This is a genomic window from Paenibacillus sp. 102 (genome assembly GCF_039549175.1).
GTDB lineage: Bacteria > Bacillota > Bacilli > Bacillales > Bacillaceae_G > Bacillus_A.
Genome location: NZ_JBCGHT010000004.1, coordinates 78975 through 92775 on the forward strand (window position 1 = coordinate 78975; position 13801 = coordinate 92775).

12 protein-coding genes and 2 pseudogenes are annotated in these 13801 nt (G+C 34.4%); 4 read left to right on the forward strand and 10 right to left on the reverse strand.

The window, feature by feature from the left end:
* Positions 1-151: 151 nt before the first annotated feature.
* Positions 152-1282 (reverse strand): annotated as a pseudogene (tnpB, locus tag AAIE21_RS12535) (IS200/IS605 family element RNA-guided endonuclease TnpB).
* Between the two features lie 443 nt (positions 1283-1725).
* Between tnpB and AAIE21_RS12540 the strand changes: the two are divergent.
* Positions 1726-2346: a DUF2238 domain-containing protein gene (locus AAIE21_RS12540; RefSeq protein WP_343267087.1), complete on the forward strand. Its 621-nt coding sequence runs from the start codon at positions 1726-1728 to the stop codon at positions 2344-2346.
* A 559-nt stretch (positions 2347-2905) separates the two neighbouring features.
* On the opposite strand, the gene AAIE21_RS12545 is transcribed toward AAIE21_RS12540, so the two are convergent.
* From AAIE21_RS12545 to AAIE21_RS12555, 3 genes are all read right to left on the reverse strand, one after another.
* Positions 2906-3766 (reverse strand): arylamine N-acetyltransferase, encoded by an 861-nt coding sequence (locus tag AAIE21_RS12545; protein ID WP_343267088.1) that lies wholly within the window; start codon positions 3764-3766, stop codon positions 2906-2908.
* Positions 3767-4818: 1052 nt separating this feature from the next.
* The gene (locus AAIE21_RS12550) at positions 4819-5646 is read right to left on the reverse strand and encodes an alpha/beta fold hydrolase (protein WP_343267089.1); all 828 of its coding nucleotides are present in this window, start codon (positions 5644-5646) and stop codon (positions 4819-4821) included.
* Positions 5647-5754: 108 nt separating this feature from the next.
* Positions 5755-6894, reverse strand: coding sequence for an MGDG synthase family glycosyltransferase (locus tag AAIE21_RS12555; protein ID WP_343267090.1), 1140 nt, complete (start codon positions 6892-6894; stop codon positions 5755-5757).
* A gap of 181 nt (positions 6895-7075) precedes the next feature.
* Between AAIE21_RS12555 and AAIE21_RS12560 the strand changes: the two genes are divergently transcribed.
* Positions 7076-7927 carry a metallophosphoesterase gene (locus AAIE21_RS12560; RefSeq protein WP_343267091.1) on the forward strand — a complete coding sequence of 284 codons (852 nt, stop codon included), beginning with the start codon at positions 7076-7078 and terminating at the stop codon, positions 7925-7927.
* Between the two features lie 102 nt (positions 7928-8029).
* Here the strand turns inward: AAIE21_RS12560 and AAIE21_RS12565 are convergent, their stop codons facing one another.
* Positions 8030-8629 carry a YkoP family protein gene (locus AAIE21_RS12565; RefSeq protein WP_343267092.1) on the reverse strand — a complete coding sequence of 200 codons (600 nt, stop codon included), beginning with the start codon at positions 8627-8629 and terminating at the stop codon, positions 8030-8032.
* Between the two features lie 212 nt (positions 8630-8841).
* Here AAIE21_RS12565 and AAIE21_RS12570 point away from each other — a divergent pair, with 212 nt between their 5' ends.
* Positions 8842-9153: a hypothetical protein gene (locus AAIE21_RS12570; RefSeq protein WP_343267093.1), complete on the forward strand. Its 312-nt coding sequence runs from the start codon at positions 8842-8844 to the stop codon at positions 9151-9153.
* Between the two features lie 277 nt (positions 9154-9430).
* Positions 9431-9634, forward strand: coding sequence for a DUF1657 domain-containing protein (locus tag AAIE21_RS12575; RefSeq protein ID WP_343267094.1), 204 nt, complete (start codon positions 9431-9433; stop codon positions 9632-9634).
* A 677-nt stretch (positions 9635-10311) separates the two neighbouring features.
* On the opposite strand, the pseudogene AAIE21_RS12580 reads toward AAIE21_RS12575, so the two are convergent.
* The 5 genes and pseudogenes from AAIE21_RS12580 to pxpA form a co-directional block, all read right to left on the reverse strand.
* A pseudogene (locus tag AAIE21_RS12580) lies at positions 10312-10684 on the reverse strand (penicillin-binding protein); the annotation flags it as partial.
* A 5-nt stretch (positions 10685-10689) separates the two neighbouring features.
* Positions 10690-11337, reverse strand: coding sequence for a pyroglutamyl-peptidase I (pcp, locus tag AAIE21_RS12585; protein WP_343267095.1), 648 nt, complete (start codon positions 11335-11337; stop codon positions 10690-10692).
* A 15-nt stretch (positions 11338-11352) separates the two neighbouring features.
* Positions 11353-12315: a DUF979 domain-containing protein gene (locus tag AAIE21_RS12590; RefSeq protein ID WP_343267096.1), complete on the reverse strand. Its 963-nt coding sequence runs from the start codon at positions 12313-12315 to the stop codon at positions 11353-11355.
* A 1-nt stretch (position 12316) separates the two neighbouring features.
* Positions 12317-13012, reverse strand: coding sequence for a DUF969 domain-containing protein (locus AAIE21_RS12595; RefSeq protein WP_343267097.1), 696 nt, complete (start codon positions 13010-13012; stop codon positions 12317-12319).
* A gap of 20 nt (positions 13013-13032) precedes the next feature.
* Entirely contained in the window at positions 13033-13791 is a 759-nt protein-coding gene (gene pxpA / locus AAIE21_RS12600; RefSeq protein ID WP_343267098.1) for a 5-oxoprolinase subunit PxpA, read from the reverse strand.
* Between the last annotated feature and the right edge of the window lie 10 nt (positions 13792-13801).

Sequence of the window (13801 nt, forward strand, 5' to 3'; positions counted from 1 at the left end):
ATCTTAGTGCAGGAATGTATACACCTTTGTTGTATTAATAAGAATTTCTCATAAATGACTTTATTTCCTGTATTTGAACTACCCCCACTTAACAGTCTAACGAACTGTTTGAAGTGGGGGATTCCTACGAACACCAAAGTATCCCTCGGCTTTATGAGTGGGCAATCCCCGTAATCCCTATGGTTAGAAGCCTTAAGGCCTCTTTTCTCAAATTTTGCCCTGCGTTGACATCTCTATCATGATGCATACCACAAGAAAGACACTTCCATTCACGCAATTCCAGATCTTTCACGTCCTTGTTTTTCTTGCCACAATGCGAACAAAGTTGAGAGCTGGCGAATGTTTTTGATACCACAACGACTTGTTTCCCATACCACTCTGCCTTATACGTAAGCATCGCTCTGAATTGTGACCAAGATACTTCTTGAATCGCTTTCGCTAGCTTGTGATTCTGTAACATATTGGATACTTGCAAATCTTCTATCCCAATCACATCGTGGTTTTTGATGATCATAGTAGAGAGTTTTTGCAAGTAATCGGTTCTTGCATTTGTGATTCGTTCATGAATACGAGCCACTTTGATTCGCTGTTTATGCCAGTTCGCTCCACCTTTTGTCCGGCGAGACAGAATACGCTGGGCATGAGCGAGCTTCTTCCCTAATACCCGAAACCATTTCGGATTGCCAAATACCTCTCCAGTTGAAAGAATCGCAAAGTTTTTCACGCCAACATCCACACCAACAGCGGAACCTGTCTTTGGCAATTCTTGCACTTCTACTTCGGCAAGAATCGTTACAAAATATTTTCCACTTGGATTCCTTCTGACAGTAGCGCTCAGAATACGTCCTTCTACCTCACGACTTTTGGCAAACGTGACAAGGCCAAGTTTCGGTAACTTTATTTTATTCCCTACAATCGCGATGTTCCCATTTGTGTGCTTCGTTGTATATGATTGGACTTTATTGTTTTTCGACTTAAACCGAGGTGCTTTGTTTTGTTTGTTGAAGAATCGTGAATACGAGTCAGCGAGGTTGTGAAGAGAAGAGTGAAGAGCCGTGCTGTCCACTTCTTTTAGCCATACAAATTCTTTTTTGAGAGCAGGTAATTGCGAAGAACAAGTGCCATAGGTTAATCCTTTTCCTGTTTCTTTATATCTATTATTCCATTTTGCCAAAAATTAATTGAATACAAAACGAGAACAACCACCCATTGTTTTCGCGATACGTATTTTTTGTTCTGCATTAGGATAGATCCGGAACTTATACGCTTTATGGACGAGCACCACTTTCCACCTCACTTCCTATTTTAGTTTTTCTACATGCTTTTTTCACGATATTTATGAGAACGATATTGGAATGTACTCAAAAATACTTCTCTCGTATCATTTCTTCTTTTTTGTCGAAATTCCTCTGTCACCCTTCAAAAATGTATACATATGGACGGACTTTTATGATGGAACAATTCCTTATATGTAAGAATGCTTCTTACTACATCATTTCCCTTCTATAGGAACGAACGGATTCCGATACCTCATACTAACTCTTCAACAAGAAGAACCCTTATAAGCAATAGAACAACTCCGATTCCAAACCACTTCATCCCTATCATCCTTTCACTCCATATCCATTAGTGTAAACTAAGGCAAACGGCTCTAAGTACTCTGTATACGAAACTGCGTTTATTCAAATACTTTAAGCAGAAAGCCTTTCAATAGGAGTGAGAAAAGTGATAAGAGACAAAAATAAAATGATTCATCTATTTTTATTATTGGTTGTTACCGCAGTTTTTATATGGTCTGTTATTAAACCTGCAAGATACTCGACATGGGCAGCGGAAGCTATTCCTGCCGTTCTCGGTCTAATCATTATAATTGCAACATACAATAAGTTTCGCTTTACCACCCTTTCTTATATTATTATTACAATACTAGCTATTATAATGTTCGTCGGCGGTCATTACACATACTCAAAGGTTCCTTTTTTTAATTGGATAAAAGATGTTTTTGATTTAAATCGAAATCACTACGATCGATTTGGACATTTGATAAAAGGCTTGTTTACAATTGTGATAAGAGAAATATTATTACGGAAAACTCAACTAACCAACGGCTTTTGGTTAGTGACGATTAGTATAAGTATTTCGCTTGCTATCGCTGCATTATACGAAATCATCGAATGGATAGCTTTTAAAATAACAAAGGGTGGAACAGCAGCTAAAGACTTTTTAGGTACACAAGGCGACGTTTGGGATGCACAATGGGATATGTCGCTTGCCTTAGTGGGTTCGATTCTCGCATTACTCACCCTTTCAACACTACATAATGGGTTGTTAAAAAAGAATGAATAAAAGGGTGAATATAGAGGAATCTGTTTAGCAATGAAACTAAATCATGTTATATACCTTAATAGACATAAAAAACTTTTTTCATTTCAATAATGTTTATTAATAATACTTATAGAAGTTCTTCTCTATCCTCATCAAGCTAAGATTGGTTTGTATTCTCATAACGAAAAAACGCTATTCTTTATGTATATTTGTACAAAGAGAATAGCGTCTTTTGCATAATATGGATATAAATTCATCTTAGCTCTTAACACTAATGGATGTTAAAAAGTACTAACCTTGTTTATAGCTTCCTTAATTCCGATCATTATTGGATTTTCTATGTTTTTTAAGATAAAGGATTCTTACAAAGAATCGACTTTTTATTCGGAATTTTTTCCGTTTCACTTATCTATGTAATGTGTTGCGGTGTATTCTTTCTTCTCGTTCAGTTTCATAAAAATGTAACTTTCCCTAATTGAGTATTGAGGAAAGAACATCGCTTAATTACACTTATTTATGGTTTACTTAACAGCTTTTATGTTGCATAATTCCAAAACAACCTCTAGGCGGGAAAGGCCATTCATTTTTCCGAATCCTCAAATATATCAACATCGAGTTCCTGAAGAACCATTATAGCATCTTCTACTGGTAGTTTAGGAAGCTTAAACTCATGATCGATCACTTCTCGAATGTCGTTACTGTCGGTTAATTTGTGCTTCTTAATGTTACCGTTATTATCCCGTATATTTAATACATTATTAACCAAAGACAGTGATCGCTTTTGGTCTAATTGCCAGATTTGACAGCGTAAACTGGACGTAAATAAGTCATTGGGCTGAAAATACCTTTTTATTGCTGTTTGAAAATCATCAAATCGGTACGTTTTCTTTGTGTCGAAAGACCAAATCAATTCAGTGAGTAATTTACCATCCACATACCTGTAATACGTGTACGTTCCCGGTTCTCCTCCCGGACGTATCCTTACTTCAATCCCACCATATTGTGACACATTACCATAATTCGTTTTCAATCGAACCGGCTCAAAAAAGGGTGCGCTGTTTCCACAGTCGACGTACATTTCTTCTTTTTCATTCGGAAGTCGAACGAGCAGTGCAACATGACCTCCGCCTAAAAGAGCGTAACGACTGTGGAAACCAAGCTGATTCAACAATTGATGAAGACTGCTGTTAATCATATAACACGTTCCGCCCATATGATGCTGAACGAGCTGATTTACAAACTTTTCCTCATCTTGTACGAGCTTACCTTTCTTGTGATATTCTTTGAAATGCAATAACGTACTAATATTCTCAAAGGGAATACGATTTAGATGTGCGATGCAAATTTCTTTTAAATACTCATGTGAAGGTTCTTGAATCGGAACTTGAATATAGTGCAAGTAATTAATTGCCCATTGAGGTAATCGTTTCTGTTCAATCATTTATTAACACTCCCCTTTTTCAATCGTTTGATTCATTGAAAATTTATCTATTAATTTGGGAGAATCCTATAAAAATATTCTTTTTGTAATATTGTAAGAAGGTCTCTTGTTTTTAATTCCCCATCCCCTTTACAAGCCAATCCAAACCAATTAGATAAATTTAATTTCTTAATATAAGTATACTAATTACCACCGTTATATGCTTAACACTAAAATTACAACTAAGATATACAAAAAATAATGCATTTCTATGTAGAATGAAAATCATTAAGAAATGCAAACAATTAAATATGCAACTCAGTGAGATTAGAAAAGGATTGGATAACCAACAAAACCAAACAGTAACAAATAATAAAATTGCTGGACAAGCGAGTGACGTGTCGGGACAGCTTAAAGTACTTCCTTTCCCCTTCTGCATAATATTCCAAATCCCGTCCATACTATAGATAGGCTAGTGAATAGCCACAATCCAATTTTGTAGTACCCTACCTAAACTTATTTCTTCCTGGGCCGAGCAGTTAGCTTATGCGAACTGCTCTTTTTAGATTGCTTGTACCACTTTTGTTTCCTTTCGTTACAATATGATTCAAATAGATCGTTTTTTCTAGCTAGGGTATCATCGCATTAGCATACTATTCCAATACTCATAAGAATTCAACCACATCAAAATCCCGTAAATCTCCCTCTTTATGGGTATGGTCGTATGCCCATCAAGCTAAGATGAATTTTTATCTATTAGATCTGTTAATGTTGATTTTTTGTAATAAAAAACCCGCCTTTAAATTGGCGGGTAGTCATGCTTTTTCTAACCTTTTTTATATTACTACCATTTTCTCGGGATATCGGATTCAAAATTCGGAGTATGATATACGGAAAACGAATCCCCTTCTCAAATAAATGATATTTCATTATCATTAGGATGAAATTGTACATTACTTTGATGGAGACTACTCTGAATCTCGTGTAAAAACGAAAGAATCCAAAAGATAGGTGGAGGCGCCACTTCGCATATTTTTGCTAAATGCCGACTCTCCACTGTTTGAATTTTCACTTTATTCTCGAGACATCAACTCTTTTACTGGTAAAGAAAAAATTTCTTCCCTATTCATCTCGGTATGGATAAAAACAAACTGCTTAATCATTTCATTCAAATCCTTCGCTGCTTTTGTAGGAATTTGATGCTTTACGTTATCAATAAATTCTAATTCATTACATGGCAATTTTTCATGCAGTAATTTCGCATGACCAAAAAATGCTTTATCTTTCTTACCATAAACCAACAAAACCGGAAGCTGCATATTTCTAAGTTGGCTGGTACAATTATAATGCAAACTGTAACGATAATACTGCTCGAAATTTTCGGCATTTCCTTTTCGAGCTTCTTTAAACATCTTTCTGAACAATTTATGTGTATTTGAATTACCCCATGAAATAGACAATGCTAGAAATGAAACTGCCCCTGCTTTCGCCAGTTTCACACCTAGTGAAATCTTATTCTTTAGATATCCATCCCTCACTTCTGACATTCCACCGATTAGAATCCCACCTAATGTCCTTTCCACGTAAGTTAACAAAAATTCTAATGCGACAGAGCTTCCGGTCGAATATCCGCACATGAACGCTTTTTCGACTTTTAAATGATCCAATAAACGTCTAATATCTTCTGCAATCAGTGGATAGGTTATCGGTTGTTTTGAATACTGACTCCTTCCATGTCCTCTAATATCAAAAGCAATCACTTTAAACTTTTGGGATAATTCCTCTATTTGGTACTCAAAATTCACACAAGTGAGTACAGGAGGATGAATAAAAACAATAGGAACTCCTTCTCCCTTAACGGTATAATACAGACTACTACCGTCTACGTTCAACATTGGCATGTATGTAATCACCTCAACAATCTGAAATTATTCCCAACCCTTCTCTAAAGAAAAAAGTAACTTTCAAAAAAATGATGCATAATAAAATTTGATGTGAGTATCTATGCGTTATCTATTCGTTATTACTTCCTTTATAATTTGTGAAGGCTCTTTCGTAATAAGCTGCCCGTGATATTCTGTTATACGTTCCTGATAAAGTTGGACCTGATTTTTGTTTTGAAAAAATGAATATATTTGCTCCTCAAGTGTCTCTTTTTCATCTTTCCATTTATTTAAATAGAAAATCACACCTAACTTTTTTAGTTGTTGTAAATTAATTTCTTCTTGCCCTGGTAGTACATGATAAATAAAAATAGGTTTTCTTTTAAATAAACTTTCACTTATTGTTACTCCTCCAGGTTTTGTAACGATTGCATCTATTTGATCATAGAGCTTGTTCATTTTTTCCCTACATGTAATATATTTTAAAGGTGTTATGTTATCTCGTTGTAATTGTTGAAGCTTTTGATATAAATTGTCATTTTTCCCGCATAACACATAAAAGTGAATTTTTGTTTCCGTTCCTATTTTGTGAATTAAATCTTCTATTGCTCCAACCCCTAAACTTCCTCCGGTAATTAAAACTGACAATGCAGAAGAAGTAAACTTTACTATATGCTCTTTTTGTTTTTTTATCTTTTTATGAATAGGAATTCCTGTTATAAAAATTTTTTCATTACTTATTCCCTTGTTTTTTAAAAATCCCTTCATATGATGAGACGGTACAAAATGAAAATCAATATTTTTAATGCCCCAACAACTATGAATGAAATAATCTGTATATACATTTATAACTGGCGTTTTCAATTCACCTTTTTCTTTCAAATAGTTTAATACATATGAAGGTAAAGCATGAGTGCAAATAATCAGATCAGGTTGTTTATCCCTTATTAATTTTCTCATGAATGGTACAAACAGAAGTTCATATAATCGATAACGTTTGTTCTCTTCGACATTTTTGTAAACAGAGTTTTTATATATCCAATTATAAAAATCAGGGAATTCTTTAATCCATTTTAAATACACATTTGAAACCAATGCTTCTATTCTTCCATAACTATACGAGAGAATATCCACTAGATCACATTTTATATTGAATTGATCCTTTTGTATTCCTTCTATTAATGCATGTGCAACTTGATGATGGCCTGATGGAATCTGCAAAAATGGCAAAAACAAGATAGTCTTTTGTGTTGAATGTTTCTCCATAAATCACCTCTTAAAGTACACTTAACGATGCGTCTTTTCATTGATTTCTATTATTATGTGGCACTTCTTTTTTTCTATTCTGGTAACTATTTCGAATAAATTACGATGGAATTTGTTCCATAAATTACATACAAAATGACAGGTTTTTTCATGTATAATTTTTATAGAAGGAGTGATGTGATTGAAAATTTTATTACTATCCGTTTTATTTATTATTCTCTTCTATCTATTCAAAAAAGCTCACAAAAACACGACCGATATCGTGATGAATAAAGTTCAAATAAATCAAAAACAAACCCACGGGCATGATCCGATACTAAATATTCTACACCTTTCCGATATGCATCTTGAAAATATATCTATTTCCCCAGCTCAGCTTTATGAAAAGCTAAAAGATGAACCAATTGATTTGATTGCACTTACTGGAGATTTCCTTGACCGTAAACGTATGATTTCTAAACTTGCTCCATATTTAGAGGGATTAGGTCAATTACATGCAAAGCATGGTATATACGCTGTTTTAGGTAACCATGATTATGTATTACGTGAAAAGGACTTACAAAAATTAAAAGAAACACTTGAACAATACGACTGTAAAGTAATGCAAAATGAAAATCATGTCATTTATGTTCAAGGTAATCGTGTAAATATCATTGGTATTGATGATTTTAGTACGAAACGCAGCGATTTAACAGCTTCTTATCGAGGAGTTAAATCGGGAACAAATTTAGTATTAACTCATGATCCGAACATTGTGCTCCATATGAAAAAATATCATTTTGACTATTTATTAGCTGGTCATTTTCATGGTGGCCAAATTTGCTATCCAAAAGCCTATCATCTTGCAAAAATGGGTAAGCTTGCAAGAATGAACGTTATAAAAGGACTTCATATGCAAGATGGAAAACCTTTTTATATTAGTGAAGGACTAGGTCAAACAGGAGTAAATATTCGAGTGGGAAGTCGACCAGAAATTACATTGCACCAACTATCAATATCAACAATTAAAAATAAAGAACTACCTGCAGTATAAAATATAAGGCTGTTAACGGACCTAGTTAACAGCCTTATATTTTACTGTCAAATCATTTTGAGTGCAGTATATAAAATTGCATTTACTTTTTAACAAATGCGATTAACATTTTCTTTTAGCAATTTCATCTCGAGATTCACAATTATATATTTGTAATAAATTCTCCTTAGACATAAATAAATATTTTGGTGGGGCAGATATATTGTTCTTTATCATTTTGAAAATCGAATCGTTATTAGATAATAAACATATTGGTAAAAATGCTAACCATTTAAACCATTTATAAAAAGGATTAGAAATAGCAACAAATTCAAAACCTAATCGATCAGCTCCTCTATTTAACATTGAAATCCCAATTATCCCTTTAATCTCATCTGCCCTAGAATGATTTTGAATATACGATCCAAGACTAGGCAAGGATTTTTTAACATGTTGATAAATAAATCGCCCTTTTGTAATGTCATTTTTAGCGGACTTCATTTCATTAATTAAACGAACATTATGTAAATGAATTTTAACCAAGATATCATTCTTATTGATTTGTGTACCGTCAGAAAGAGTAACATATTTCCCCTTGTAACGAGTGAGTCTTACACGTAAAATATTTTCCTTGTGGGTTTCGTTATGAATATAAGTTAAGCGAGTAAATTTATAATATATAGGATCAATAAAGTTCCAAACCAATAATACATAACTTTTCATGTTGTTTTCATTTCCCTTTTTAAATTTTTGATAAAACTATTTTGCATATTTTCATTAAAAATATTTAGGGAATCTTAGGAATTTTAGTAAGAAAAATCAAGAAGTATTAGTATAAGTTGACATCATAAATTCCTATAAAATATTGCAACATAAATCATGTGAAATTGAACTTAGTGTTTCTTTTTCCTAATTATTTTTACAGGGGGCAAAAAATGAATATCCTTAACTTCTTGATGTCATTATTTAATTCTGGAAAAAGAATTCAGCAAATGTTTAATTTGTTTAGAAATAGACGGAATAATAATAGAGGATGGATTTGGTTTTCTTTACTAGGATTAGGAACAGTTTTTAGTGTAGTAGCAACGCGTAATTCAAATATGATGAAACCTATCCAACGTTTGTTCCAAGGTGTTCAAAATACGACAAGAACATTTATTCCATCCAAAGTAAACTTGGCAAATATGGAATTTGCTAATGAAATTACGCCTAACAGTCAAAAAAAGCAAGGTAATCAAAACCAATAACTATCGTGAATAAAAAACTCGTTTTTTATTCACGAGTTTTTTATTATTCTTAATGACTCTACAGCTGCGTCGAATAGATTTCCCCCTTTTTTATTACAACTTCACTTTGTTGTTGATAACCAATAACATAGCTTATCCTGTACGGTTCGTTTAATATTTTTAAACGCTTAGTCAATATATTCGCTCTATCAAGATACCCAAAATTTAGAAATCATACTTTTGGTAGAAAATAGATATTCTAAATATTGAATCCATGATTATAAGGAGGAACTCAATTATGACAGTAATTACTAAGCTTAAACAAACTATTTCTGGATTAAAAAGTGCTCAAGCATGTTTAGAAGGATTCGTTCTTGATACTGACAATCAGCCAGCAAAACAACTGTATCAAAATGCAGCTCAGCAAACACAGACAATTATCGATTCTTTAGAACCACGTGTTCAGGAGGTTCAACAAGAAGAACCTCAGTATAATCTATAAAACTAAGTAATCTCCAGATTTTTGGTATAAGTCGTATAATGATTAGATTTATATATCTAGAAAGTATTTGAAAAAGATGATTCAGTTTCATTCTTTTTCTTCAGGTAATAAAAATAAACCAAGAAATAATAAGTTTTCTGTATATTATATAACAGTAAGCAAACTCCAATTTCTTTTTGTTAGCTATTATCAACATTAAAAACACCAACTTTTTTCACATTTGAATGAACCAGACATCTTATCGTATAGAATGTTTACTTATAGCGCTTGCTTTCCACAGAGCACTTTTATATAGTGCTTTGTGCTGTTTGTAGAATAGACATTTTTATTTCTCTTACTATATTTTTATGAAGTCTGCAAACACTCTTTCTAAACCGGTTGAACTAGCGACTTCACTCTTTTAAAAACTAGGAAGACAATTAGTTTTCCCGTTAAACTTATGAAACCCACAAGCAGACACCTCATATCGTTGTCTGCCAAACTTAATAGAAAACCTTTGTATATTTTGTAAATATCTACACATACTATCCTTAATCCACTTGGGCTGCGGTTGAAGTCTATTCAAACTGGCAATCTTCGCTTTAAACGCTTTAGCCGGCAGACAGCTTAAAACGTTGTCTGCCAAACCATTAATGTTTTTAAATAATTAATGATAATTTTGTACATACTTTTTATAAGCTACAAGCAATTGTACCAAGTGCATAATCTTCTACTTGTATATTTCCACCTTTATTTACTAGTTTCTTTCCTGAGATGGATAACAGCTGCCCCGTTTTAGGGTTCATCATTACTACAAACGCACGATTCATCATTGGCTCTGAAGGTTTAAATCCCATTTAATTTTTCCTATACTTTCATCCACTCTCTTCTGCAATTCCATATCAATCGTTAACATTAAATTATTGCCACTTTTCCCTTTTACAATTTGTTCCGTGTGGATGATATTCTCTTCTTTATCAGTAGTATTTTTTGATTGTACTTTCTACCATGTAGCACATCTTCATACTGCTTTTCAATATAGCTCTTACCAACGCGATTAGTTGTTACATATTTGTTTAATGTGTTGCCCCGCCGCACACTACAATATCATGTTCTACTTCTAATGCGACTTGTATTAAGAACTCAATTCCTTTTGTAATAACGGGCAGTGACATACTCGGTTGCCCCGGATGACTACTTGCTTGTTCTGGTAAAAATGGAATATGTATAAAACCACCACGGATCCTATTTTCACTTTTTTCTAACATATGCATAAGTCCATAAAAGAGATGATTACAAACAAATGTACCTGCCGTTTGCGAAACAGAAGCCGGTATGCCTTCTTCCCGCAGTTTTTTCACAGTAGCTTTCAGAGGAAGTGTAGACCAATACGCAGCTGGTCCCCCTTCTATAATAGGCACATCAACCGGTTGATTCCCTTCATTATCAGCAATTCTTGCATCATCTACATTAATTGCAATGCGTTCCACTGTAATGTCTGGGCGTCCTCCTGCTTGTCCTATACATATGACAAGCTCTGGTTCTATTTCTTCCATATAAGACTGCAGCACTTGTAATGATTTATGAAACACAGTCGGAACTTGTTTACTAACAATCTTGTAATCTCCAATCGCTTGTCCATCAAGCTGCTTTGCAACTTCCCATGCAGGATTAACCTCCTCTCCACCAAAAGGTTCAAAACCCGTTAACAATACTCTTTTCATCCTTCCCACTCCTTACTAAAATCGATATACAAGTCCATACATGATAAACATATTAATAACAAAAATAGTAACCGCAATTGGTACTTGCGCTTTAATTACCGCATTTTTATCTTTTAATTCTAATAGCATCGCTGGTACGATATTAAAGTTTGCTGCCATTGGCGTTAATAATGTACCGCAATATCCCGCAAACATTCCGAGCGCTGCCATAATCGCTGGGTTCCCACCATGCATTTGAACAATAAGCGGTAAACCAATCCCGCCTGTAATAACAGCAAAAGCAGCAAATGCATTGCCCATTACAACTGTAAACAACATCATCCCTAAACAATATGCCATAACAGCAACAAATGGATATTCTGTCGGCAATACTTGTCCTACTAAATCAGATACAACTTGACCCACACCAGATTTTGCGAAAATACCACCAAGGGCCGCTAACATTTGTGGTAAAATAACTGCCCATCCGACAGCTTGTAATAATCTGCTTCCCTCTTGCACTGGTGCTGTTATTTTTGCTTTTGTGATTCCCATTGCCGCTACGAAAGCGAGCAATGCGCCAAGAGCTAATGCAATTAATGTGACTTTATCAGGATCAACGAGAAATACATCTCCAAACTTTAACTTTCCTAAAGTTAACGTACCAATAATCGTAAAAATAGGTATTAAAATAGCGGGCATAAAAATTTTATTTCTCAATTTTTCTGCATGTTTCACTCGTTCTTCGGTAGGTGCTTCTTTTTCATTCGACTTCGTTACTTTATTCAACGATGCTAAAACGACCATCGCTAATACAATACAACCGATATAAAATGACGGAATGATATTTCCAAATAAAAATGTGATAGAAAATAATGCCCAAAACAAACTAGAACCAAAGCGATTTGGATGCCTACGATCAAAAGCGACACGAATTGCGACAAAGGCAACAATAATACCTAATAAATAATAGATTGTATCTAGTGTAATCATATTCATCCTATATCGCCTCCTTTTGTTGACTTTCTTCTTTTTCCATCGTTTTTTCAATATATTTATCGAACTGTTTAAAACGAATCCAACTTACAATAAAAGCTGAGATTGCCGTAGGAATTCCCCAAAGCGCCATATCCCACACACCAACATGCATTCCTACAGAATCAAAGAATCCTTTCATTAATAGAATTGCTCCTGTTGCTATAAAAATATCTTCACCAAAAAACCATGCCGTATTTTCAGCTGCCGCTGCATTCGCTTTAATCTTTTCTCTCAATTTTTTTGGAAGTTTTCCATAACGGCCTTGCGCAGCCCCTTCTGCCATCGGTGCAACTAGTGGTCTTACTGTTTGTGCATGTCCACCAATGTTAAGTCCTACTGCCGCTGATCCTTCACGAATCGCAAAATATGACATAAGTACTCTTCCTGTTGTAGCACCTTTCGATTTCGTTATTAACGCTTCCGCTCTTTCCTTTAATCCATATCTTTCTAGTATTCCAATGACAGGAAGTGTTAATAAAATCGGCATAGACATATATCGGTTTTCAATAAAAAACTTTCCAAACATACTAATTACATCATGAAAGCTCATCCCTGAGATCATTCCCGTTGCGATGCCCGCAACCATTACAACTAGTAACGTATTCAGACGAAATAAAAATCCAACAGCCACAAGCAATATCCCAATTAATTTCAACATCTATATATCTCCCCCTTATTCTACTTTGGTGCACAAACAGAAATGTCGTTTAGTTCCAATATTCTGTATATTCTTTCTGCAAATTGTACAGCTCTCTCTCCATCACCATGTATACAAATTGTTTGTGCATGTATGGATACAGGATTTCCATCAACAGCTTGCACACTTCCCTCTTGTACCATTTGCAGCACTTGCTTAATTGCTTCCTCTTCGCCTTTAATGAGTGCATTTTCTTCTGTTCGGCTTGTTAACGTTCCATCCGGTTGATACGTACGATCTGCAAATGCCTCTTGTACAAGCTTCAATTCATATTTTTCAGCTGCTTGTATAAATTTGCTATTCGCTAATCCATATAAGAATAACGCTGGATTTATATCGTAGATTGCTTTTGCAATTGCGTCTGCAATCTCTTGATCAGTAGCTGCCATATTATAAAGTGCACCGTGCGGTTTAACATGATGCATACTCCCTCCTGCCGCCCTTACAAATCCATCTAATGCTCCGATTTGATATAAAACGTAATCATATACTTCATCTGGTGAAACGCGCATCGTCCTTCTCCCAAACCCTAATAAATCTGGAAAACCAGGATGGGCGCCTATTTCTACATTATTTTTCAATGCCTTTTCAACTGTTTGGCGCATAACAGTTGGATCGCCCGCATGAAAACCGCATGCAATATTTACTGATGAAACAAATGGAAGGATGTCATCATCGTTTCCTATCTTATATGCACCAAATCCTTCTCCTAAATCACAATTTAAATCAATGGTAACCATATTCTATTTC